Raw genomic sequence first — 22,457 nt, 5'->3', positions numbered from 1 at the left:
AGCCTGTGCTGGCTAGGCGCTGTCCGCCTTCCGCCAGGTGGCGAGAGCCGAGAAGCAACCCGCGATCGAGCGGAAGACGCAGAGCCGCTTCGTCGCCTCGGCCGCATCGGCGCCGGGGCCTTCCAGCCACTGGCTCATCCAGACAAGGCAGATCGGCTTGCCATGCGCCTCGACAAGGTCGGACAGAGCGCCGAACTGGCCTGAATCCCATGCCTTGCCCCAAGGCAGAACGAGGCAATCGACCGCCGGATCCGAGAGGAGGATGTCGGCGCATCGCGTGACCATGGGCGGGTTGGCGGTGGCCTGCGCGGTGGCGTCGCAGGGATTTCGCGGAGACGCGAAGGACGGGAGTTCCTGTGCGAGCAGGGCGCTGGTCTCGTCGCTGAAGACGGCGAGCGGCACCCCTGCCGCCGTGGCGCCGTCCGCGGCGAGGATGCCCGAACCGCCGGAACTCGAAAGGATGGCGACGGCCGGTGCGGCCGAGGGGCGGGCAAGGTCGGCCGTCTTCGCCAGGAACGCGGCTGTTTCGACCAATCGCTCCGCACCACGGACAATTGAGGCCCCGGCTTGGGCGAGGTTCTCGTCCCACGGATAGTCCACATGCGGGTTCGTGCCCGTGTGCCAACGAACCGCGCTGGCGCCGGCCGGCGTGACGCCGACGCGGCAGATTGCGACGGGTTTTCCGCTGGCGGTCGCGTTGCGGACGGCTTCGATCAGGCGTTCGGGCGAGTTGATGCCTTCGAAGGTCAAGGCGATGGCGCCGACTTCGGGCTGGTCGGTCAGGAACGACACGAGGTCCGCGACCTCGATGTCGGCGGAGTTGCCGCATGTCAGCACATGGCTGATGCCGGTACCGTGTTCGGCGGATTGCGCCAGGGCGAGGCCGAGCGCGCCGGATTGGCTCACCAGCCCGATGCCCTTGCCGCCATCGGCGACGCCGCCCGGAAATTCGGCGAAACCCGCATGCGCGCCGAGGGCGAAATTGGCGAAGCCGGTCGTGTTCGGGCCGAGCAGCCGCATGCCAGCCTCGCCGGCGAGGTCCCGCAGGCGCTTCTGTGCGGCGGCGCATTCGGCGTCGTCGAGTTCACCGTAGCCTGACGCGAAGACCACGCAACCGCCCACGCCGCGCCGGGCGCAGGCCTCGACTTCCGCTTCCACCGCCGCGGCGGGAACCGCGAGGATCGCACAATCCGGCGCGTCCGGCAGGTCGTCCATCGAGGCGTAGCAGCGATGGTCGCCGATCTTTTCGAGGCGGCGGCTGACGGGAAACAGGCGTCCCGAATAGGCTTCGAGATTGCGCATGGTGCGCAATCCCAGGGAACCCGGCCGGTCGCTGGCGCCGATGACCGCGATGCTTCGGGGCGCGAGAAACCGGTTCAGGTTCTTGCGTGATTGTTCGGGTGAATTGGTACTCATGGGTAGACAGAATCCGCAAATACTCGCGCGAAGTTGCGCCATTGCGCCAGATATGTCCAGTGAATGAGTTGCGTTCCCGCAATAAACCTACCAATAAGTAGAAATGGTTGCGTCATCGGCGAGGCCACGAACGGGAGGGATGCGACATGCGGGCGGTGGTCATCCGCGCTTGGCAGGAGCCGTGGGACTTGACGGTCAGCGAGACGGATGTGCCCGTCTGCGGGGCAGACGCGGTTCGCATCGCGGTGCGGGCCGTGCCTGTGAGCCATGCTCTCGGCCTCCTGGTGCGCGGGAAATACCAGCGCAAGCCGGACTTCCCCTTCGTCCCGGGTAACACCGTCGTCGGCGAGATATTGGAGGTCGGGGCCAACGCTGGGCGCGGGCTCCGGGTTGGCCAGCGAGTGATCGCATCGGTCGAATTCGGCGCGCTGGCGGAACAGGTCGTCGCGCCGGCGGTCAATGTCTATCCGCTCCCCGGCGGCGTGGACGCGGCAGCGGCGACGGCGATCAACACCTCCTACAATTCCGTCTACGCGGCGCTGACATGGCCGCGGCTGCTCGACCTTCGCGCGGGCCAGACCCTGCTCGTGCATGGCGCGGCGGGCGGGGCCGGGTCCGCGGCCGTTGAGATCGCGCGCGAACTGGGCGTGCGGGTCATCGCCACGGCCTCTACCGAGGAGCGGCGCGCATGGGTGCGCGGCCGGGGCGCGGACGTGGTTCTCGCCTCGGACCCGGCCACGCTGCGGGACGCTGTGAGGGCGGCCACCGGCGGCAAGGGCGTCGACGCGGTGCTGGACACGGTGGGTGGGGAGTTGTTCACGCAGTCGATCCGGTGCCTTGCGCCGGAGGGCCGGATCGTGCCGCTCGGCTTCGCGTCGGGACGCATTCCCGAGGTCGCGGCGAACCTGATCCTGGTGAAGAACATCTCCGTTTGCGGCCTTTATATGGGCTATTACAAGATCGACGCCCGCGACCGCTACGAGGGCGAGGTGCGCGCGATCTTCGACACGCTCGGCGCCTGGCTGGCCGCAGGCCGGATCAATCCGAAGGTTTTTGCGCGGCTGTCGTTGTCGAATGTCGGCGAAGCGTTCCGGCTCGTCGAGGACCGCGGGCGGCTCGGGCACGTCGTGCTCGAGCCTTGAGGTTTCAGCCCGCGACCAGGCGCTCGGTCAATGCGTGCAGCCGCTCGGCGTTTTCCCGGTTGAGATGCGGCAGCGTGCCGTTCATCGGGCGCTCCGGCGTCCAGGTGGCAGACTCGTTGCAATCCTCGAAATAGCGACCGCTGACGCCCCGCGTCTCGTCGGCCGTGGCGATCCACACCGAGGTGGCGGCGCATTGCGCCGGGGTGCGCCAGCGGGCGAGCACCTTGCCGTTCTCGTCGATCCAGCCGAGTTCGCGCTGCTCCTCCTCGGTCAGGAAGCGCTGCAGGCCGGTCATCGAGCCGCCGGGATTCATCGTGTTCACGAACACGCCGTCGCCGGACAGCCGTTCGCCGAGCGCGATGGTGATCAGCGCGCAGGCGGTCTTGGACTGCCCGTAGGCTTCCCATCGGTCATAGGGACGGGTCAGGTAGTCGGGATCGTCGTAGATGATGTCGGAGCGGCGATGCCCGATCGACGAGACGCAGACGACGCGCGCGCCGTCGCCCGACCGCAAGGCCGGCAGGAGGCCTTGCGTCAGCCTGTAGTGGCCGAGGTGATTGATGCCGAGCTGCAATTCGTGGCCTTCGGCCGTGCGCCGCAGCGGCGGAGCCATCACGCCCGCATTGTTGATCAGGATGTCCAGTTTCGTGCCCGAGCCGAGATAGTCGTCGGCGAAGGTGTCGATCGAGGCGAAGGCGGCCAGGTCGACCTTGCGGGCGGTGACCGTGTCGCGACCGAGTTCGGAATTGATGGCGCCTGCGGTGGCCGTGGCCGTGTCGATATCGACATCGGCGATCACGACCTCGGCGCCGCCCATGGCGAGGCCGCGCGCGATTTCGCGGCCGATGCCGCTGCCGCCGCCGGTGACGATGGCATTTCGGCTGGACAGATCCTTGTCCGCGATCACCTCCTCCGCGGTGGTGGTGGTGTCGAACCTCGAGGTGATCAGGGGTTCCCCCCGGTAGTTTGTCGGCGCAGTTTGGGTGTCGTCGGCCACGCGATGCTCCTCCATCTGAATGTGTGTTCGGTCGTGCCTTGTCGCGCTCAGGCGATGGCGCGTTCGCGACCCTTCCAGTACGGCTCCCTGAGGACCCGCTTCAGGATCTTGCCGCTGGCGTTGCGCGGCAGTTCGCGCACGAATTCGTATTGGCGCGGGATCTTGTAGCCGCCCAGCCGGTCGCGGCAGAACCCGATCAGGGCGTCCGCCGGCAGTGTGTTGCCGGATCGCGTCACGCAGATCGCGAGCGCCGCCTCGCCCCACTTCTCGTGTGGGACACCGATCACCGCGACGTCGAGAATGTCGTCGTGCTCCAGAAGCGCGCTTTCGATCTCGTTGGGATAGATGTTGGTGCCGCCGGACACGATCATGTCCTTGATGCGGTCCTGCAGGAACACATAGCCCTCGGCGTCGAGATAGGCTGCGTCGCCGGAATGCAGCCAGCCGTCGACGATGGTTTCGGCCGTCTTCTCCGGGTTGCGCCAATAGCCCTTCATCACGTTGGGGCCGCGTATCACCAGTTCGCCGACGGTGCCGGCCGGCACCTCGTTTCCGTCGCCGTCGACGACCCGTATGTCGGCGAGAACGACGGCGCGGCCGGTGGATTTCAGAAGCTCGGGGCGGCCTTGCAGCGCCTTCTGGTGATCGACCTCGTTCAGATAGGCGATGCCGCCGGTGGATTCCGAAAGGCCGTAGCCCTGGATGAGCGGGCACTGGAAGGTGGCAAGCGCGCGGCGCAGGACCGGTTCGCCGATCGGCGCGGCGCCGTAATAGATCACCTGCAGGCTGTCGAAGTTCATGTCCTCGATGCCCGGATGCTCCAGCAGCGTCTGGACGATGGACGGCACCATGTTCACGGTGTTGATCTTCTCGGCGACCACGGTTTCCAGAAACGCCTCCGGGTCGAAGTGTTCCATCAACACCACGGTTCCGCCGTTGATCGCCGCGGTCATGATCCGCAGCACGCCGGCGGCGTGATAGAGCGGCGTGACCACCAGCGCCCGCGAACCGGGCGCGCGCGCCGCCACCGACGCGCACATCGACTGCTCGACATGGGCGATGACGTTCTGGTGGCTGATCATGATGCCCTTGGGGTGACCCGTCGTCCCGCTGGTGTAGATCAGGTAGAGGAGGTCGTGCTGCGTCAGCGGCAGGCGGGGGGCGGAGGCCTCGCTGTCGCCGATGAACGCGTCGAGCGGCTGCCAGCCCTCGCGTGTGTCCGTGCCGACGCTGACAAAGGCGTCGACGCCCTGCAGTTGGTCCCGGATGGTGTCGATGCCGTCCAGATAACTGCCGCCATGGACGAAGGCGGCCTTCACCTCGGCGTCCTGGAGGATCCACAGCCATTCGCGGGGCGCGAGGCGGTAGTTCAGCATGACCGGGGCGACCCCGGCCTTGGCGCATGCCATGTACATGACGCCCATATCGATGGTGTTGGTGGAGAGGTAGGCGATGCGGTCGCCCGGCTGGAGGCCCCGCGCGATCATCGCGTTGGCCCAGCGATTGGCCTTCAGGTCAGCGTCGCGGTAGCTGAGGCTGACCCCGTCCTGGCGCAGGAAGGGAATGTCCGGTCTGCTTCGTGCATGATACTCGAACCAGTCATGAACCCGCATCATCTCTTGTCTCACCTTTCATTCCGACGCCCCGGAAGAAGAAGTCGAGGAAGTCCTCGGCGATCATCTCCGGCGATTTGCGTCCGTTCTCGTCGTACCAGTAGCTCAGCCAGTTGAAGGCGCCGAACATCGCGAAGGAGAGCATGCGGGGATCGCAGCTGCGGATGGAGCCGTCGGCGATGCCTTCGGCGACGATCCGCTCGACTTCGTGGTTCAGGCGGCGGCGTCCGGTCCACAGCGTGTCCCGGCTCTTGGAATTCAGGCTTCCGGGCGCGGTGGACCGGATCAGGCAGATGCCGAAATCGGTCGTCATGACGCGCGCGTAGCGGCGGAACAGCATTTCGAGCCGTTGCTTGCCGTTGACGTCGGCGGCGCGGACCTCGTCCAGCAATTCGTGCAGCTGCATCGTGGCGATGCGCGAGCACTGGAAGATCAGGTCTTCCTTGTCGTTCAGGTAGTAGTAGAGAAACGGCTTGCTGACCCCGAGCGCCTCGGCGACGTCGGCCATCGAGGTGTTGTGGAAGCCGCGGCTGTTGAAGAACGCGGCCGCCGCCTTCAGGATCGTCAGCCGTTTGGCTTCCCGTTCGTCGCCATTGCGCTCCGTCTCCGTCGCAGTCTTTCCGGTCATGTCGCTGAACCCTCGTGTCTTTTGAACCGCGGGTAGCATAGCGTCGGGGCATCGGCGTCGCCATGGCGATGTCCGATGTGAACGGGAAAGTGACGGGGACGGCGTCTCATGCGCTAGACCACGCTCGGCCGGGCATAGGTGAAGCCATCGTCGAGCCACCATGCGGCGCCGGAAGCGCGCAGCGATTCGGCCTCTTCGCGGCTCAGACCGGCAAGCCCGGTGAGGATCCGCAGCGTGTCTTCGCCCAGCGCCGGCGCATGCCGGAAACCTTCGAACGCATGGGCGGAGAGCTTGACCGGCGTGCCGGCGACCTTCAACCGGCCGCCGAGCGGATGATCGAAGCTTTCCAGCATGTTGCGGGGTGCGACATGGGGGTGATCATAGGCCTCGGCGATGCTCTTCACCGTCGCGCCGGGAATGCCGAGATCGACGAAGCGGCGCTGCCATTCCTCCGCGCTTTCGGTGGCCATGACCGTCTCGACCAGCGCGTTGAGCGCGTCTTCGTTGGCCTGCCGGTCCGCCTCGGTGACGAACCTTTCGTCCTCGATCCACTCGGGATGGCCGAATGCGCGCGCCACGGCCGGCCAGAACTGCCCGGTGATGCCGAGGACGAACCAGCGGCCGTCGGCGCATTTGAAGGGGCCGTAGGGCAGGGCGCCGCTGCCGCCGCGTCGTTGTACCGCGGGGTAGTCGCGACCGGACAGGGCCGGCGCGACCCGGTAGCCATGCATGGCGAGCTGGATGTCGAGGAGCGCGATGTCGAGCGAGGCCGTGCGGCCGGTCGCCCGGCGGCGGCGCAAGGCCGCGAGAATGCCGATGACGGCGTAGAACGCCCCGGCGATGCCGCCGATCGGGTTGCCGTAGCGCACCGGCATGGTGCCGGCTTCGCCCGTTCCCGTTATGCTCATGCCGCCGCCCAGCGCCTGGATCGTGGCGTCGAATGCGGGCAGATGCGACCAAGGCCCCGTCTTGCCGAAGCCGGAGACCGAACAGGTGACCACGTCCGGGTTGACCGCGCGCAAGCTGTCGGGGTCGAGGCCCAGCCGCTCCATCACGCCGCCCTTGTAATTGTCGTAGACCACGTCGGCGCGACGGACGAGCCTCAGCACCGCGTCGCGGCCTGCGTCCGATTTCAGGTCGAGGCAGATCGAGCGCTTGTTGCGGTTGAGGCCGAAATAATAGGCGACTTGCGGCGAGACGCGCATCCCGACCAGGTCTTCGGCCTCGGTGCGCTTCGGCATGCGCTCGATCTTGACGACGGTGGCGCCGAGATCGGCCAGCATCTGCGTGCCGAAGGTGCCGCTCGGCTCGTCGCCGCAGAATTCCAGCACGAGTAGGCCGTTGAGCGGGCCATCCTGCGCAGCGAGCGCCGCGATGTCGGATTGCACGTCTTGCGACGGCGTTTCTGCGGAGGGCGAACGGATCTCGCCGAGGAGTTCGTCATTGTCGGCGCCGTCGGGCGTCGGTGCACCGAAGCGCGGCGTTTCCTCGCCGATGAAGCGGATCGGCGATCCGGCGGTTCGGACGCCTTCCGCGCCTTCCAGCGACACCGTCATGTTGCGCGCGTGCGCCTGCGGCTGGTCGAAGGCCTCGCGGATCGTGTTGACCTTGCCGACGGGCACGCCGGCTTCGATCAATCTGTCCTGCCAGGCGCTCGCGGTATCCTGCGCGAGGCGCGCCTCGATCAAGGGGTCCAGTTCGCGCTGGTTCGCGTTGCGGTTTTCCAGCGTGTCGAAGCGGGGATCCTCGATCAGGTCCGGCAGGCCGACGGCGTGGCAGAAACGGCTCCAGAAATTGGAGGAGACGCCGATGACGATCCAGCTGCCGTCGCCGCACAGGAAGGGGCCGTAGGGCACGCTGCCGGCGCCGCCGCGGCGCGGGGCGGGCGCGCCGAAGGAGACGCCTGCGCCGAAGGCCTGCGGCACCCGGTAGGTGTTGAGCGCCAATTGCCCGTCGAGCAGCGAGATCTCGACCGCCTGGCCGGTCCCGGTGCGGCTGCGTTCCTCGATCGCCGCGAGAATGCCGATGACGGCGTAGAACGCGCCGGTGATGTCGCCGACCGGGACGCCCCAGCGGCAGGGCATGCCCTGCGTGTCGTTCGTGCCGGTGATGCTCATGCCGCCGCTCAGCGCCTGAACGGTGACGTCGTATGCGCCCACCTGCGCCCAGGGGCCTTGCGCGCCATAGCCGCTGATCGAGCAGGAAACGATGCGCGGATTGACCGCCTTCAGGGCGGCATGGTCGATGCCGAGCCGCGCCGTCACGCCGGGGCGGAAATTGTCGTAGACGATGTCCGCGCCCTCGACGAGGCGCAGGAACGCGGCCTTGCCGTCTGCGTCCTTCAGGTTGAGCGCGACCGACTTCTTGTTGCGCTGGAAGGCGTAGACGAACCCGTCCGCATCGGTGACGGACGCATGCGGCTCGCGCGTGCCGATCCCGGGTGCGGCCGTCTTCGGGGTGACGCGGATCACCTCCGCGCCGAGATAGGCGAGGATGTCCGAACCGTAGGGACCCGCGACGACCGTCGACAGGTCGAGGACGCGCAGCCCGGCAAGCGGGCGGATGTCGGGCGTGTCGCTCTTCATAGTGTCCGCGCGATCAGCGTCTTCATGATTTCGGAACTGCCGCCGGCTATGCGCCGCACGCGCGCGTCGGTGTACATGCGGGCGATCGGCGTTTCTGCCATGTAGCCCCAGCCGCCATGCAACTGCAGGCATTCGTCGACCATCCGGCATTGCAGCTCGGTGTTGAACAGCTTGGCGGCGGCGGCCTCGTCCGACGTCAGTTCGCCCTTGAGGTGCCTGGCGATGCACCAGTCGAGATGCGCCCATCCGACCTGCAACTGCGTCTTGAGTTCGGCCAGCTTGAACTGGGTGTTCTGGAACTCGACCAGCGGCTTGCCGAAGACCTCGCGGTCCTTGACGTAGGCGACGGTCATGTCGAAGGCCTTTTGCGAGGCGGCCATGGCGATGGTCGCGATCGACAGCCGTTCCTTCGGAATTTCGTGCATCACCTGCTTGAAGCCGGCATTCTCGGTGCCGAGCAGGTTCTCCACAGGCACGCGGACGTCGTCGAAGAACAGTTCCGCCGTGTCGGACGCCTTCATGCCCATTTTCTTCAGCCGCTTGCCGCGCTCGAAACCCTCAGCCGGGGCCTCAATGACGATCAGGCTGACGCCCTTGCGGCCAAGTTCGGGCGCGGTCTTGCAGACCACGATGATCAAGTCGGCATTGATGCCGTTGGTGATGTAGGTCTTCTGCCCCTTGATGACGAAGTGGTCGCCGTCGCGCCTGGCGGTGGTGGCGATCGCCTTGAGATCGGAGCCGGCCTGCGGCTCGGTCATCGCGACCGCGCCGATCAGTTCGCCCTTGACCATGCGCGGCAGCCAGCGGCGCTTCTGCTCCTCGGTGCCGAGGGCCTCGACATAGGCGGCGACGATGTCGGTGTGGGTCTGGATCGTGAAGCTCGCCTGGCCGGTGTAGCCCAGCTCCTCGTCGATGACGGAGAGATGCAGGAAATCGCCGCCGAAGCCGCCATACTCCTCCGACACGGTGGGGCAGAGCAGGCCCATCGCGCCGGCCTTCAGCCAGAGTTCCTTGGGAATGATGCCGTCGGTTTCCCATTGGTCGATGTTGGGCAGCAGTTCCTGCTCGAAGAACTTGCGGGTGGAACGCCGCAGCTCCTCGTATTCGGGGCCGTAGATCGCGCGGTCTTCCATCATCGCCGGGTCACTCCGCAGCCTTGGCATCGGCGTCTTCGGCCGGCGAGGGATTGACGTAGCCCTGCAGCAGCGCCTGCGGGACCATGCGCGACAGTTCGTCGAAGGTGAAGATGCCCTTGTCCGCCTTCACGAGGCTCGCCTTGATCTCGGGCTCGTTGTAGATCGCGACCCGGCCTTCCTCGACCCGGAAGGCCTGCCCGTTGATGTTGGCGGCCGCGTCGGAGCAGAGATAGGCGACGAAGGGGGCGATGTGCTCGGGCCCGCCCATGTTGACCACGGCGTCGTAGCGCTCCTGGGTGACGAGGCCGGCCTCGAGGCGCTTGCGGAAGCCTTCCTTGACCGCCTCGTCGAGCGTCAGCCGTGTCGCGGCCGCCGGGCAGATGGTGTTCGCGGTGACGCCGTATTTGCCCAGTTCGCGCGCCATCGACCGGCTGATGGAGAAGTTGCCGCCCTTGGCCGCGCCGTAGTTCACGCCTCCGACGGTGCCGCGCCACGCTTCGGAACCCATGTTGACGATCCGGCCCCAGCGCGCCTCGCGCATGTGCGGCGCGGCGTGGTGGATCATCGAGAACGTGCCGCGCATATGCGTGTTGACGACGATGTCCCAGTTTTCGACCGGCATGTTCCAGATCATCTTGGGGCGCAGCACGCCGGCATTGTTGATCAGGATGTCGACCGAACCGAAGGTGTCCTTGCAGAGCTGCACTGTGCGGCCGCAGGCGTCGTGATCGGCGACGGATTCGGCTGCGACGATGGCCTCACCACCGGCGTCGCGGATTGCCTGTACGGCCTCTTCGGCCGGGCTTGCGCCTTCGCCGCCTTCGCCGTCCTTGCCCGTGCCGGGATCCATGATGACGACCTTGGCGCCCTGCCTGGCGAGTTCCTCGGCGATGGCGCGGCCGATTCCGCGGGCCCCGCCCGTCACGATAGCCGCCCTGTTCTTGAAATGCATGGTTCCAACCTCCGTGATTGCTGTGCCGGCGTCAGGCCGCGCGTGTCCTGTGAGAGACGGATTTCGCGACGAGATAGCCGTCGAAACAATGGCTTCCGCCTTCGCGGCCGTAGCCGCTGTCCTTGACCCCGCCGAAGGGGATTTCCGGGTTCGCGCCGCCGAAGTGATTGATCGACAAGATGCCCGTTTCGACGCCGTCCGTGATCCTCGCCGCGGCCTCGCTCGAGCCGGTGAAGGCGTAGGCCGCGAGGCCGTAATCGGTGCCGTTGGCGCGTTCGATGGCGTCGTCGAGGTCAGAAAAAGACTGCACGAGCGCGACCGGGCCGAAGGGCTCCTCGGTCAGGATCCGGGCAGTGTCGGGCAGGTCCGTCAGCACGGTCGGCGGGTAGAAATATCCATCGCCTTCCATGGGCCTGCCGCCGGTGCGCAGCGTCGCGCCGGCTTCGACGGCCTGGGAGACGAGCGTGTGCACGGCGTCGCGGCGGCGGGCGTGGATCATCGGTCCGACGTCGGTTTCGGCGCCGAGCGGGTCGCCGAGTTTCAGGGCCTCGGCGCCGGCGATCAGGCGCTCGGTGAACGCCTCCGCGATCGTCTCGTGGACGAAGAACCGGGTGGGCGAGATGCAGATCTGGCCGGCGTTGCGGAACTTCGGCAGGATCGACGCGTCGGCCGCGGCGAGCGGATCGGCGTCCTCGCAGACGATGACGGGGGAGTGGCCGCCGAGCTCCAGGATGCAGGGCTTCAGATGCCTTCCGGCCTCGACGGCGAGGTGCCGTCCGACCGGGACGGAGCCCGTGAAGGTGAGCATGCGGATGGTCCTGGACGCGATCAGCGCCGCCGAGATCTCGGCCGGATCGCCGAACAGCATGTTGACGACGCCCTTCGGCAGGCCCGCTTCGACGAGGCATTCGACGAGGACGATGGCCGTCGCCGGCGTTTCCTCGGCCGGCTTGATGACGACCGAGCAGCCGGCGCCGAGCGCGGCCGCCATCTTGCGCGCCGGCGAGGCGCCGGGCCCGTTCCAGGGCGTGAAGGCGGCGACCGGGCCGACCGGCACGCGCAGCGCGGTGTTGGTGATGCCGGGCGCGGCGGGGATGGTCTCGCCGAAGGTGCGCAGCGCCTGCTCGGCGTGCCATTCGAAGTGTTCGGCCGCGCGGCCGATCTCGGCGGGGCCCTGCTTCACCGGCTTGCCGAGTTCCAGCGCCATCAAAGCGGCCATCTCGCCGGCGCGGCTTCGGATGATGCCGGCGGCGCGGTGCATGAGCGCGGCGCGCTCCCTGACCGGTGTGTTGCGCCAGACCTGAAAGCCCGCCTCTGCGGCGGCGATGGCCCGCCGGATGTCGTCGGCGGACGCGGCCGGCAGGTCGCCGAGCGTCTCGCCGGTGGACGGGTTTTCCACCGCGATCGCGCGGTCGCCGGTGCCGTCTGTCCATTCGCCGTCGATGAACAGTTTCAGCGCGCTGTATCGGTTGGTTGCGTCAAGCATTGGCGAGGATCACCGTTCCTGCGGCCGCGAACTGGCGGCCCGGCCCATGGACGAGCGAAGTTTCGATGCCCTCGACCTGCCGCGCGCCGGCGTCGCCGCGCAATTGCGTGACGGCCTCGATCAGCGCGTACATGCCGTAGCGGCCGCTGTGGCAATAGCTGAGGCCGCCGCCATTTGTGTTCATGGGCAGGTCGCCGCCCGGCCCGGTCTTGTAGACCAGCTTGCCGTCGGGGCCCGTGCGGGTTTCCGACACGAAGGCGCCGGCCTCGCCCTTGGCCACGAAGCCGAGATCCTCCAGGAACAGCATCGGCGTGAAGCTGAAGGCGTCGTAGAGCATCAGGTGGTCGATGTCGGCGTGATCGAGGCCCGCCTCGGCAAAGGCGGCCTTGCCGGACAGGACGGTGGAGTCCGACGTCGTGAAATCGCGCATCATGGAGACCTGGCGATGCGCCGTCGCTTCGCCGGTGCCGAGAACGTGGATCGGCTTCTGCCTCATGTCCCTGGCGCGTTCGGCCGAGGTGATGACCAGCGCGCCGCCGCCATCGGCGACAAGGCAGCAGTCGAGCAGGTTGAACGGATAGCAGACGAGCGGCGACGCCTCGACGTCCTCGGGCGTGATCGGCCCCTTGTCGTGCATCATCGCGCGCGGGTTCAGGACGGCCCATTCGCGTGTCGCCGCCGGCACATGGCTCATCTGGCGTTTCGTCGTGCCGTATTCATGGAAGTGGCGCAGGACGGGCAGGGAATATGTCGTCGGCGCGCCGCGCGTTCCGAAGGGCTGTTCGAACTGGCCGTTGGGGCTGGCCGGGCCGTCGAGCCCCGGCATGTCGATGCCGCTCCGTCCGCTCTCGCCATGCACGATCAGAGCGACGTCGCAGTAGCCGGCGGCGATCGCGGCGACCGCGTGGCGCACGAAGATCATGTAGGAGCAGCCGCCGACGCTCGTGCCGTCGACGTATCGGGGCACGATGTTCAGATATTCCGACAGTTCGTTCGGGCCCGCCGGCGCGCAGAACAGTCCGTCGACGTCCTGCAGCGACAATCCGGCGTCGGCCAGCGCGTTCTTCGCGGCCTGGGCATGGATCGCCAGTCGCGACATGCCGGGAAGCTTGCCGATCGTGTCGGTCTCGGCCGCGCCGACGATGGCGCAAGTGCGGGAGAGCTTTCCGGTCATGGCGCAGGCCTGAAGCGCGGAAGCGTGATGTCGTCGGTGACGGGGTCGAAGGTCACTTCGAGATCCATGTCGATCGTCAGCATGTCCGGCGTCGGTTCGCCCTCGGTGACGACGTTCGACAGCATGCGCGGACCCTCCGCAAGTTCCACCACGGCGATCACGTAAGGTGCGGTAAAGCCCTTCGCCGCGCGGTGGTTGATGACATAGGTGTGCAGCTTGCCGCGCCCCGAGGCCTGACGCCAGTCCAGACGGTCGGACAGGCAATGAGGGCAGATCGCGCGCGGATAGAAATGCGGCTGACCGCAGTCTTCGCACCACGGCAGCATCAGCTTGCCGGCTTTCGCGCCTTGCCAGAACGGCAGCGTCTCCGGTGTCGGCCTGGGCAGCTTGCCCTCATATGCGCCGTCCATCTCAGGCCACCTGCGCCAGGCCGTTCTTGAAGATCACGATGTCCCGCTCGGGGATCCGCGCCTCGAAGCCGAACTGGCCGTCGCCCTCGTCCCAGATATCGACCCGGATCGTCTCGCCGGGATAGCCGGGCGCGCTGAAGCGGCCGCCGAATGCGCGCAGACGCGAGACGTCCTTGCCGCAGGCGGTGGCGATGAGGGCGCGGCCGATCATGCCATAGGTGCACAGGCCGTGCAGGATGGGGCGGTCAAAGCCCGCCTTCTTCGCTTTCTGGGGATCCGCGTGGATCGGGTTCCAGTCGCCGGACAGGCGGTAGATGAGCGCGGCCTCGGGCCGGGTGTCCATCACGTAGCTCTCGTCGGGCTTGCGGTCGGGCACGGCATGCGGCACGGGCTGCTTGCGGGCCGGCGCGCCGCAGCCGCCGTCGCCGCGCAGGAACGAGGTGGAGGTGCGGGTCGCGATGATCTCCCCGGTGCTCTCCTCGACGATGTCGCGCTCCAGCATCAGGAGCGCGCCGCGGCCTTCGCCCTTGTCGATGATGTCGACGACGCGATTGCGTCCGATGACGTCGCCCGAGGCCGGCAGGGGACGGTAGATCTTCAGCCCCTGTTCGCCGTGCAGGCTCTTGATCCAGTCGATGCCGGTGCGCGGATCGGTCATCCAGGGGCCCGGTCCGCCGAGTACGACGGACATGGTCGGAACCGCGACGAGCCGGTCTTCGAGAAGGTAGTCGAGATCGTCTTCGTCCAGCGGATCGTGGCCGTAGCCGAGGCCCAGCGCATACAGGATCGTGTCGCGGACGGTGTAGGACTGCCTCACATCCTCGAATTTCCAGTTCATCACCGTTTCGTAGTCGAGCACACCGCTCCTCCGCGCTTCGCCGTCCTGAATGTCGGCCTGACTAGGCACCTACCATTGGGTAGGATACCTGTCAACGCGCGCGGTGAAATAGCGACAAGATCAGCGGAAAATCCGAAATTCCGAGGTTGAAAGACCCGTTCGTAGCGCTCATAACCTACCATCAGGTATATTGAAGGTGGTTGCAATGGAGCGCTTCGGTCCTCTCAAGGGCATTACTGCAGTGGAATTCGTGGGCGTCGGTCCCGGGCCCTTCGCGGCCATGTGGCTGGCGGACATGGGTGCCGAGGTGGTGCGCATCGACCGGCCGGGCCAGCGCTGGAACCAGACGCGCGGCGACATCCTCAATCGCGGCCGCCGCTCCATGGCGCTCGACCTCAAGGCGCCGGGCGCGACCGACGTGGCGCTGCGCATGATCGACAAGGCTGACATCCTGCTCGAAGGCTATCGACCGGGCGTGATGGAGCGGCTCGGCCTCGGCCCGGAGACCTGCCTTGCCCGCAATCCGCGGCTGGTCTACGGCCGGATGACCGGATGGGGCCAGGACGGCCCGCGCCGGATGGAGGCCGGCCACGACATCAACTACATCGCCACGACCGGCATTCTCGCGACCGTGGGCACGCAGGAGCACGGTCCCGTGCCGCCGCTGAACCTCGTCGGCGATTTCGGCGGCGGCGGGCTGCTGCTGGTGGCGGGCATCCTGGCGGCGCTGGTCGAGCGCTCGACATCGGGGCAGGGTCAGGTCGTGGACGCGGCGATGTCGGAGGGAAGCAGCCTGCTCGCCAGCATGATCTGGTCCTATCACAACAAGGGGCTCTGGCGCCCGGAACGCGAAGCCAACATCTTCGACGGCGGTGCGCCCTATTATCGCTGCTATCGCTGCAGGGACGGGAAGTTCGTCTCTCTCGGCGCGATCGAGCAGCAGTTCTGGGAGCAGTTCCTCGACCTCTGCGGCATCGACGACGAGGAACTGCGCACGAAGCGCAACGACCGGACGATGTGGCCGGAACTTCGCGGTCGTCTGGAGCGGATATTCCTGACGCGCGACAGCGCGGAGTGGTGCGCGCTGACCGAGGGAAGCGACGCCTGCCTCACGCCAGTGTTGGGTTTCAACGAGGCCGCTCGCGACAAGCAGGCCGTTGCCCGAGAGGCCTTCGTCGATATCGGGGGCGCGCTTCAGCCGGCGCCGGCGCCGCGTTTCGGCCGTACGCCCGGCAGTGTCGCGTCGCCGTCTCCCTTCGTCGGCGAGCAGACCCGCGAGGTGCTCGCGGACATGGGGTTTTCCGCGGACGAGATCGCCGATCTGGAGCAGCGCGGCGTGGTGCGGCACGAAGACGACGTGCAGGCGGGCGAGGCCGGGCCGCTCGAATAGGCGGCGGGCCCGGCTGCCTAGTCGTCCTGGGTGGAGACGCCCTCGCGCAAGATCACGGTGCCGTCGATTTCCACCGTCGGCTTGTGCATGATCAGGTCGATGTGAATGTCGGAATTGACGTCCTGATTGTAGACGAGGCCGTTGCCGACCGCGATGTGCAGCCGCCCGAGGCCCTTCTTGTAGGTGTTGCAGCTGTGATCATTGGCCTTGGCGTTGATGCCGAGGGCGATCTCGGCGATGTTCGCGCCGTTCTCGTTGTCGCAGATCAGCTTCCACAGCGCGGCCGAGACCTCGGGATCGCCGGTGACGGAGGTCGCCAGCCCGTTTTCGATCTCGACGACGACCGGCTCCTTCGGCCACTCGAAACCAAGGATCGGCCCGTCGCAGACGAAGCGTCCGTTCGTGGTGCCGACCACCGGCCCCTGATAGACCTCGCCCCAGTTGCAGGGCGACATGCGGCCGGGCTCGTGGGCGAAATTGGAGCGGTGCGAGGGCTGGCCCTTGATGCTGGCGGTCAGGTCGGTGCCGGCCCGCGACGTCACGCGCACGGTCTCGCCGTCCTGGAAGGCGGCCTGCCAGAAATTGGCGACTTTCGACATGGCGGCGTAGTCGGCCTCCAGAACGCATGTGTCGAGCAGGTCGGCGCGGCTGCGCTTGACCATGAAGACGCCGCGCGCCTGGCCGGATCGGATCAGCCCGATCGGAACCTGGTGGTGAGGAAGCGGCGCCGAAGTTGTTCGCGTGAGGCTGATGATGATGTCCTGCCCCGGCATCATCTTCTGCACGCCCTCCGGCAGGTATTCACCGCCTCTGCGCGGGTTGTCGTTCATCTCGACAAGCAGGACCTCGGCCTGCGCCGCGCGGCTTTTCGCCGCGATCGCCTCGACGATGTCGCCGTTCTCGGCCATGCCGGAAACGTCCGTCACGATCACGACCTTCTCGTCGGGCCGCGTTGCGAGCAGCGTGTCGACGACGATCTCTGCGAGTTGGGCGACCTTGTCCGCGTCGCTTCGTGGCGTCAGCATCGGCATTCTTGCTCCCTCCTGGTTTGATCCGGGTGAATATACCCGTTGGTAGGTTTCTTCAAATGAAATCTCCCTCGCTGCTTCATCTTCCCGCGAACCGATAGGCGTTGACACCCGTCGGGGGCTCCAATATCAAAGCGAATGCCTACTGATGGGTAGAAGTCATGACGGTTATGGACACAATTCACGAACTCGACCTGGAGGAGTGGCGCCGCGCGAGTGCTGCGGTCGCCAAGGGCAGGATCATCGAGCTGGGGCGCGTGTTCCAAACGCAGATGCCCCATTATCCGACCCATCCGGATTTCGAGGTCGCGCTGTTTCGCAAGCATGGCGACCGCGTCCGCGGCGACGGCGCGAGCTCAGCCAGCTGCCATTGGTCCTTCGGCGGGCATACGGGCACGCATATCGACGCGCTCTGCCATGTGTCTCATTGCGGCGCGATGTTCGACGGCACGCCGGTCGACAATGAGAGGCTGGAGCGCGGGGAGGCGGACGGGGACGCGGCGCAGCTCGCTCCCTATATCCGCCGCGGCGTTCTCTTCGACATCGCCGCGTTGAACGGTGTCGCGACACTCGACGGCGACCACGTCGTCACGGCCGACGAGATGGAGCGGGCGGCGCATCTGCACGACCTCGACGTGAAGCCGGGCGATGTCGCGCTGATCCGCACGGGTTGGGCGCGCCATTGGGAGACCGGGGCCTACATCGCCGAGGAGACGCCGGGCCCCGGATTGAACGCCGGCACGTGGCTCGCGGACCGGTGCGTCGGCCTGGTCGGGAGCGACACGGCGGTCTTCGAAAAGGGCCCGGTGACCGAGGCGGCGCCTGTCCACCGGCTGATGCTGATGGAACGGCGCATCCACATCATGGAGAATCTGGATCTCGAGGGGCTTGCCGAGGCGCAGGTTCATAGCTTTCTCTTCCTGGCGCTGCCGCTGCGCACGCGCGGGGCCACCGCGTCGCCGCTGCGGCCGGTCGCGGTTTGCTGAACGGGCGGAGCCAAAGAGTGTCAAAAAGAACGATCCTGATAACGGGGGCGTCCAGCGGCCTGGGCGAACATTTCGCACGCGTGCTGGCCGAAGACGGCGCGCACGTGATCCTTACCGCGCGCCGGCGCGACCGCCTGACCGTCATCGCGAGCGAGATCGAGGCCGGCGGCGGATCGGTCGCCGTCGTCGAGATGGATGTCGCCGATCCCGCCTCGGTGGCCGCGGCCTTCGAGGCGATCGAGGGTGGGATCGACGTCGTCGTGAACAACGCCGGCATCAGCGGCAGTGGCCCGGCGCTGGAGATCGATCATGAAGCGTTCGAGCAGGTTGTCGATACGAACCTGAAGGGGACGTTCTGCGTCGCGCAGGCGGCGGCCCGGCGGATGCGGGAGACCGGGGGCGGCGCGATCGTCAACATCGCCTCTATCCTGGGCCTGCGGGTGGCCGGCAACGTGGCCGCGTATGCGGCGTCGAAGGCCGGCGTCGTGCAACTGACCAAGGCGCTGGCACTGGAATGGGCCCGGTACGGGATCCGCGTCAACGCGCTCTGCCCCGGCTATGTCGAAACCCCGATCAATGCCGATTTCTTCGCGACGGATGCCGGCCAGGCCCTCATTCGCCGTATCCCGCAGCGCAGGCTTGGCCGAATGTCCGATCTGGACGCGCCGCTGCGTCTGCTATGCTCTGAGGGTGCGTCCTACATGACCGGCTCCGTGCTCGCGGTCGATGGCGGGCATCTCGTCTCCAGTCTGTGAGGTTGACCATGGATTTCACAATTCCCCGTCACATCGAGGATTTGCGCCGGCAGATCGCCGAATTCGTCGATAGCGAGCTGCTTCCGCTGGAATCGGACGCTTCCACCTATGACGCGCACGAGAACATCCGCCCCGAGGTTTTGGCGGGACTCCGCGCCAAGGCGCGCGAGCGGGGCCTCTGGTGCCTGCAGCTTTCCACGGACGCCGGCGGGCGCGGCGTCGGCCGGGTCGGCATGGCGGTTTGCTACGAGGAGATGAACCGCTCCATCTTCGGGCCGGTGACCTTCAATTCCGCAGCGCCCGACGACGGCAACATGATGGTGCTGGAGGCGGTCGGAACGCCGGAGCAGAAGGCGACATGGCTCGAACCGATCGCCGACGGGCGGGTGCGCTCGGCCTTCGCGATGACGGAGCCGCATCCGGGCGCCGGGTCGGATCCCGGCATGATGCAGACCACGGCCACGCGCGACGGCGGCGATTACGTGGTTCACGGCCACAAATGGTTCATCACCGGCGCGGAGGACGCGGCCCATTTCATCCTCGTTGCGCGCACCTCGGACGATGGGCGCCGTGGCCATACGTGTTTCCTGTTCCATCAGGATGATCCGGGCTGGGAGATCGTTCGCCGCATTCCGATCATGGGACCGGAGGAGCATGGCGGCCATTGCGAGCTGCGGTTCGACGGGCTGCGCATTCCCGCCGAAAACGTGCTGCTCGAAGAGGGGCGGGGGATGAAGGTCGTCCAGACGCGTCTGGGCGTCGCGCGGCTGACCCATTGCATGCGCTGGCTGGGGCTGGCCAAGCGCTGCGTCGAGATCGCCAGCGAATATGCCGGAAGGCGCCAGGGCTTCGGTATTCGCCTGGCGGATCGCGAGAGCGTGCAGATCATGCTCGGCACCTTGTGCGCCGACATCGAGGTCGGACGCCTGCTGGTCATGAAGGCGGCCTGGGAACTCGACCGTGGCGGCTATGCGCAGAAGGAGGTTTCCACGGCCAAGGTCCATGTCGCCAACCTGCTGCATCGCGCCGCCGACACCGCGATCCAGATCAACGGCGCGCGGGGCTATTCCAAGGACACGGTGCTGGAGTGGATCTATCGCTACGCCCGCCAGGCGCGGCTGGTGGACGGCGCCGACGAGGTGCATCGCATGGTGCTGAGCCGCCACCTGAGCGATCAGGGCATGGATTTCTGGCGCTGGCCGGTGGCGCAGGACGGCGCCTGATGGTCGCCGCCGCACACCTGTCGCGCCGACCGGCGAACTACAGGGCGCTGACGCCGCTCGACTTTCTCGACCGGGCCTGTCGCAACACACCCGATCGGCCCGCCGTGGTGTGGCGCGACGGGAGCTGGAGCTACCGCGAGTTCGGCGTCGTGGTCGCCCGGCTGAAGGCGCATCTCGCCGCGTGCGGCGTCAAGGCGGGGGACGTGGTCTCCGTCATGTGCGGCAACCGGCCGGAAATGCTGGCGGCCCATTTCGCGGTTCCCGCGCTGGGCGCCGTGCTGAACGCCATCAACACGCGGCTCGACGCCGGCGCTGTCGCCTGGATCCTCGAACACGCCGAAAGCCGCCATTTCCTGTGTGATCCGGGGTCTGCCGACGTCGCCGCGGCGGCGGCGGCCATGGCGGGCCTGCCGCTCGCTCAGTTTTCGGAGGACGGCACGAGCGGGCCCGATCTCTCCCTGCTCGGACGATCGGACGAGACCGTCGGCGAACTGGCGGGCGCCGTTGCGGACGAATGGACGCCGATCGCGCTGAACTACACTTCCGGCACGACCGGCTCGCCCAAGGGCGTGGTGCTGCATCATCGCGGGGCCTATCTGAACGCGCTCGGCAACATCGCCTCGCTCGGCCTCGGCCCCGATACGCGCTATCTGTGGACGTTGCCGATGTTCCACTGCAACGGCTGGTGCCACACCTGGGCGGTGACGGCGGCGGGCGGCGTGCATGTCTGCCTCGACAAGGTCGATCCCGCGCTGATCATCGACACGATCGCGCGTCACGACGTCACGCACATGTCCTGTGCGCCGGTCGTCTTGTACATGATCCTCGGCCATGAAGCGGCATCCGGCTGGTCGGCGCCGCGCCGGGTGACGGTCGCCTCGGGCGGGGCCGCGCCGACGAGCGCCCTGATCGGCCGCATGGACGCGATCAATTTCAACTTCATCCATCTCTACGGCCTGACCGAGTGCTACGGACCGACGTCGCTCAGGCGGCTGGACGAGAGCGAGATGGCGTTGCCGGCCGAAGAGCGGGCACGGTTGCTGGCGCGGCAAGGCGTCAGCCATCTCACCGCCAACATGATCAGGGTGCTCGACGACGGCGGAAGCGACGTGCCTGCGGACGGCGCCACCTCCGGCGAGATCGCGCTGACCGGCAACACGCTGATGGCGGGCTACCACCGCGACGCCGACTCGACGCATGCTTCGCTCGGAGACGGCTTCTTCAGAACCGGCGACATCGCCGTCATGCATCCGACGGGCGAGATCGAGATCCGCGACCGTGCCAAGGACATCATCATCTCCGGCGGCGAGAACATTTCGAGCCTGGAGATCGAGAGCGTCCTGCACATGCATGACGCGGTGGGCCTTGCTGCGGTCGTGGCGCGTCCGGACCCGAAATGGGGCGAGGTGCCCTGCGCCTTCGTCGAGGTGAAGGCCGGTCACGCGCCGACGGTGGACGAGCTGATCGCGCATTGCCGGGCGAACATGGCGCATTTCAAGGCGCCGAAGCACATCGTCTTCTGCGACCTGCCGAAGACGGCGACCGGCAAGATCCAGAAGTTCAAGCTGCGCGAACAGGCGCGCGAGGAGGCGGCGCACCCATGAGCGAGACGGCCCCCGATTTCGACCTGCCGGCCTTCGAGCGATATCTCGATCGTGTCTTCGGCGCGAACCCCTCCGGCTCGATCGAGCTGCAGCGGATCGGCGGCGGCCAGTCGAACCCGACCTACATCTTCGCCCATGGCGGCCGCCGCATGGTGCTCAGGAAGCAGCCGAACGGGGACATCCTGCGCGGCGCGCATGCCGTCGATCGCGAATTTCGCGTTTTGAGCGCCTTGTACGGGACCGACGTTCCCGTGCCGGAGCCGATCCGCTTCGAGGCGGACCCGTCGGTGTTGGGTACGCCCTTCTACCTGATGGCGTTCATCGAGGGGCGCGTGTTTTCCGACTGCAGGCTGCCGGATCTGTCTCCCGACGAGAGGCGCGCGCTCTACGTCTCGATGGCGGAGACGCTGGCGCGGCTGCACCGCATTCGTCCGGACGATGTCGGGCTGGAGACTTACGGCAAACCGGGCAGCTATTTCGCCCGGCAGGTCCATCGTTGGACGACGCAGTTGCATGCGTCCGTTTCTGCGCCCGACCCCGTGCTGCACGAACTGGCGGGCTGGCTTGGCGACAATCTTCCTGACGATGACGGACTGGTGTCCGTCGCGCATGGCGATTTCCGTCTCGGAAACATGCTGGTGCATCCGACCGAGCCGAGGGTGATCGCGGTGCTCGACTGGGAATTGTCGACGCTCGGCCATCCGCTCGCCGACCTCGCCTTCTGCTGCATGCCCTGGCACACATCGCCCGACGAGTATGGCGGCATCCTGGGTGCCGTCAGCGAGGGTATCCCGTCGGAAGCGGAATTCGTCGCCGCCTATCGGCGGCTTTTGGCGGAGGTGCCCGAGCCGGAGCCCTTCCATCTCGCCTTCGCACTGTTCCGCTTCGCGGTGATCTTCGTGGGCATCGCCGACCGTGCCGCGGCCGGCACCGCCGCGGACCCGGAGGCGGCGCGCTATGCGCCGCTTGCGCATCGCTTCGCCTGCCGGGCGCGCGAAGTGCTGGACGGAAACGCGCACGCCCTCTGAGGCTTCAGCCAACCCCAAATGAAAAGGCGCTCCGGGTTTCCGAAGCGCCTTTTTTCTTGAGCGGAT

At 67.1% G+C, this 22,457-nt stretch carries 19 protein-coding genes; 7 read left to right on the top strand and 12 right to left on the bottom strand.

Annotated features, from left to right (window positions below; translation table 11 throughout):
* Positions 1–12: 12 nt before the first annotated feature.
* Positions 13–1,416 (bottom strand): CoA-binding protein, encoded by a 1,404-nt coding sequence (locus MRY80_RS04110; RefSeq protein WP_293288332.1) that lies wholly within the window; start codon positions 1,414–1,416, stop codon positions 13–15.
* A 146-nt stretch (positions 1,417–1,562) separates the two neighbouring features.
* On the opposite strand from MRY80_RS04110, the gene MRY80_RS04105 reads away from it, so the two are divergent.
* Positions 1,563–2,558, top strand: a complete 996-nt coding sequence (locus MRY80_RS04105) for an NADPH:quinone oxidoreductase family protein (RefSeq protein ID WP_293288330.1) — start codon at positions 1,563–1,565, stop codon at positions 2,556–2,558.
* Between the two features lie 4 nt (positions 2,559–2,562).
* Here MRY80_RS04105 and MRY80_RS04100 read toward each other — a convergent pair whose 3' ends face one another.
* The 10 genes from MRY80_RS04100 to MRY80_RS04055 form a co-directional block, all read right to left on the bottom strand.
* Positions 2,563–3,555 carry an SDR family NAD(P)-dependent oxidoreductase gene (locus tag MRY80_RS04100; RefSeq protein ID WP_293288328.1) on the bottom strand — a complete coding sequence of 331 codons (993 nt, stop codon included), beginning with the start codon at positions 3,553–3,555 and terminating at the stop codon, positions 2,563–2,565.
* A 47-nt stretch (positions 3,556–3,602) separates the two neighbouring features.
* Entirely contained in the window at positions 3,603–5,171 is a 1,569-nt protein-coding gene (locus MRY80_RS04095) for a long-chain-fatty-acid--CoA ligase (RefSeq protein ID WP_293288326.1), read from the bottom strand.
* Positions 5,155–5,796 (bottom strand): TetR/AcrR family transcriptional regulator, encoded by a 642-nt coding sequence (locus tag MRY80_RS04090; RefSeq protein ID WP_293288324.1) that lies wholly within the window; start codon positions 5,794–5,796, stop codon positions 5,155–5,157. Before MRY80_RS04090 ends, MRY80_RS04095 begins: the two co-directional genes overlap by 17 nt.
* Positions 5,797–5,909: 113 nt before the next feature.
* Positions 5,910–8,381, bottom strand: coding sequence for a CoA transferase (locus tag MRY80_RS04085; protein WP_293288322.1), 2,472 nt, complete (start codon positions 8,379–8,381; stop codon positions 5,910–5,912).
* The gene (locus tag MRY80_RS04080) at positions 8,378–9,517 is read right to left on the bottom strand and encodes an acyl-CoA dehydrogenase family protein (protein WP_293288320.1); all 1,140 of its coding nucleotides are present in this window, start codon (positions 9,515–9,517) and stop codon (positions 8,378–8,380) included. Before MRY80_RS04080 ends, MRY80_RS04085 begins: the two co-directional genes overlap by 4 nt.
* Positions 9,518–9,524: 7 nt before the next feature.
* Entirely contained in the window at positions 9,525–10,469 is a 945-nt protein-coding gene (locus MRY80_RS04075; protein WP_293288318.1) for an SDR family NAD(P)-dependent oxidoreductase, read from the bottom strand.
* A 31-nt stretch (positions 10,470–10,500) separates the two neighbouring features.
* Positions 10,501–11,955, bottom strand: a complete 1,455-nt coding sequence (locus MRY80_RS04070; RefSeq protein WP_293288316.1) for an NAD-dependent succinate-semialdehyde dehydrogenase — start codon at positions 11,953–11,955, stop codon at positions 10,501–10,503.
* Positions 11,948–13,129 carry a thiolase gene (locus tag MRY80_RS04065; RefSeq protein ID WP_293288314.1) on the bottom strand — a complete coding sequence of 394 codons (1,182 nt, stop codon included), beginning with the start codon at positions 13,127–13,129 and terminating at the stop codon, positions 11,948–11,950. The genes MRY80_RS04070 and MRY80_RS04065 overlap by 8 nt, the downstream gene beginning before the upstream one ends.
* The gene (locus MRY80_RS04060; protein ID WP_293288312.1) at positions 13,126–13,539 is read right to left on the bottom strand and encodes a Zn-ribbon domain-containing OB-fold protein; all 414 of its coding nucleotides are present in this window, start codon (positions 13,537–13,539) and stop codon (positions 13,126–13,128) included. The genes MRY80_RS04065 and MRY80_RS04060 overlap by 4 nt, the downstream gene beginning before the upstream one ends.
* Before the next feature lies 1 nt (position 13,540).
* On the bottom strand, positions 13,541–14,398 hold the full coding sequence (locus tag MRY80_RS04055; protein WP_293288310.1) for a MaoC family dehydratase: 858 nt from the start codon (positions 14,396–14,398) through the stop codon (positions 13,541–13,543).
* Positions 14,399–14,582: 184 nt separating this feature from the next.
* Here MRY80_RS04055 and MRY80_RS04050 point away from each other — a divergent pair, with 184 nt between their 5' ends.
* Positions 14,583–15,767: a CaiB/BaiF CoA-transferase family protein gene (locus MRY80_RS04050; protein ID WP_293288309.1), complete on the top strand. Its 1,185-nt coding sequence runs from the start codon at positions 14,583–14,585 to the stop codon at positions 15,765–15,767.
* A 17-nt stretch (positions 15,768–15,784) separates the two neighbouring features.
* On the opposite strand, the gene MRY80_RS04045 is transcribed toward MRY80_RS04050, so the two are convergent.
* Positions 15,785–16,798 (bottom strand): aminopeptidase, encoded by a 1,014-nt coding sequence (locus MRY80_RS04045; protein ID WP_293288307.1) that lies wholly within the window; start codon positions 16,796–16,798, stop codon positions 15,785–15,787.
* A gap of 158 nt (positions 16,799–16,956) precedes the next feature.
* Here MRY80_RS04045 and MRY80_RS04040 point away from each other — a divergent pair, with 158 nt between their 5' ends.
* The 5 genes from MRY80_RS04040 to MRY80_RS04020 are packed head-to-tail and all read left to right on the top strand — an operon-like array spanning position 16,957 to position 22,391.
* On the top strand, positions 16,957–17,781 hold the full coding sequence (locus MRY80_RS04040; protein WP_293288305.1) for a cyclase family protein: 825 nt from the start codon (positions 16,957–16,959) through the stop codon (positions 17,779–17,781).
* A gap of 17 nt (positions 17,782–17,798) precedes the next feature.
* Positions 17,799–18,536, top strand: coding sequence for a glucose 1-dehydrogenase (locus tag MRY80_RS04035; RefSeq protein WP_293288303.1), 738 nt, complete (start codon positions 17,799–17,801; stop codon positions 18,534–18,536).
* 8 nt (positions 18,537–18,544) lie between these two features.
* Positions 18,545–19,759, top strand: a complete 1,215-nt coding sequence (locus MRY80_RS04030) for an acyl-CoA dehydrogenase family protein (protein ID WP_293288301.1) — start codon at positions 18,545–18,547, stop codon at positions 19,757–19,759.
* On the top strand, positions 19,759–21,363 hold the full coding sequence (locus MRY80_RS04025) for an AMP-binding protein (RefSeq protein WP_293288299.1): 1,605 nt from the start codon (positions 19,759–19,761) through the stop codon (positions 21,361–21,363). Before MRY80_RS04030 ends, MRY80_RS04025 begins: the two co-directional genes overlap by 1 nt.
* Positions 21,360–22,391, top strand: coding sequence for a phosphotransferase family protein (locus MRY80_RS04020; RefSeq protein WP_293288297.1), 1,032 nt, complete (start codon positions 21,360–21,362; stop codon positions 22,389–22,391). Before MRY80_RS04025 ends, MRY80_RS04020 begins: the two co-directional genes overlap by 4 nt.
* The last annotated feature ends 66 nt before the right edge of the window (positions 22,392–22,457 follow it).

This window comes from Oricola sp., from assembly GCF_022763245.1.
In the GTDB taxonomy this organism is placed as follows: domain Bacteria; phylum Pseudomonadota; class Alphaproteobacteria; order Rhizobiales; family Rhizobiaceae; genus Oricola.
The sequence above is the reverse complement of the archived record's forward strand: the minus strand, read 5'-3'. Positions and strand labels throughout refer to the sequence as shown.

What these genes read in the sequence shown, in the direction of transcription:
- MRY80_RS04110 (WP_293288332.1), bottom strand. Translation starts at nt 1,416, where the DNA reads ATGAGTACCAATTCACCCGAACAATCACGCAAGAACCTGAACCGGTTT.
- MRY80_RS04105 (WP_293288330.1), top strand. Translation starts at nt 1,563, where the DNA reads ATGCGGGCGGTGGTCATCCGCGCTTGGCAGGAGCCGTGGGACTTGACG.
- MRY80_RS04095 (WP_293288326.1), bottom strand. Translation starts at nt 5,171, where the DNA reads ATGATGCGGGTTCATGACTGGTTCGAGTATCATGCACGAAGCAGACCG.
- MRY80_RS04090 (WP_293288324.1), bottom strand. Translation starts at nt 5,796, where the DNA reads ATGACCGGAAAGACTGCGACGGAGACGGAGCGCAATGGCGACGAACGG.
- MRY80_RS04085 (WP_293288322.1), bottom strand. Translation starts at nt 8,381, where the DNA reads ATGAAGAGCGACACGCCCGACATCCGCCCGCTTGCCGGGCTGCGCGTC.
- MRY80_RS04080 (WP_293288320.1), bottom strand. Translation starts at nt 9,517, where the DNA reads ATGATGGAAGACCGCGCGATCTACGGCCCCGAATACGAGGAGCTGCGG.
- MRY80_RS04075 (WP_293288318.1), bottom strand. Translation starts at nt 10,469, where the DNA reads ATGCATTTCAAGAACAGGGCGGCTATCGTGACGGGCGGGGCCCGCGGA.
- MRY80_RS04070 (WP_293288316.1), bottom strand. Translation starts at nt 11,955, where the DNA reads ATGCTTGACGCAACCAACCGATACAGCGCGCTGAAACTGTTCATCGAC.
- MRY80_RS04065 (WP_293288314.1), bottom strand. Translation starts at nt 13,129, where the DNA reads ATGACCGGAAAGCTCTCCCGCACTTGCGCCATCGTCGGCGCGGCCGAG.
- MRY80_RS04060 (WP_293288312.1), bottom strand. Translation starts at nt 13,539, where the DNA reads ATGGACGGCGCATATGAGGGCAAGCTGCCCAGGCCGACACCGGAGACG.
- MRY80_RS04050 (WP_293288309.1), top strand. Translation starts at nt 14,583, where the DNA reads ATGGAGCGCTTCGGTCCTCTCAAGGGCATTACTGCAGTGGAATTCGTG.
- MRY80_RS04045 (WP_293288307.1), bottom strand. Translation starts at nt 16,798, where the DNA reads ATGCCGATGCTGACGCCACGAAGCGACGCGGACAAGGTCGCCCAACTC.
- MRY80_RS04040 (WP_293288305.1), top strand. Translation starts at nt 16,957, where the DNA reads ATGACGGTTATGGACACAATTCACGAACTCGACCTGGAGGAGTGGCGC.
- MRY80_RS04030 (WP_293288301.1), top strand. Translation starts at nt 18,545, where the DNA reads ATGGATTTCACAATTCCCCGTCACATCGAGGATTTGCGCCGGCAGATC.
- MRY80_RS04025 (WP_293288299.1), top strand. Translation starts at nt 19,759, where the DNA reads ATGGTCGCCGCCGCACACCTGTCGCGCCGACCGGCGAACTACAGGGCG.
- MRY80_RS04020 (WP_293288297.1), top strand. Translation starts at nt 21,360, where the DNA reads ATGAGCGAGACGGCCCCCGATTTCGACCTGCCGGCCTTCGAGCGATAT.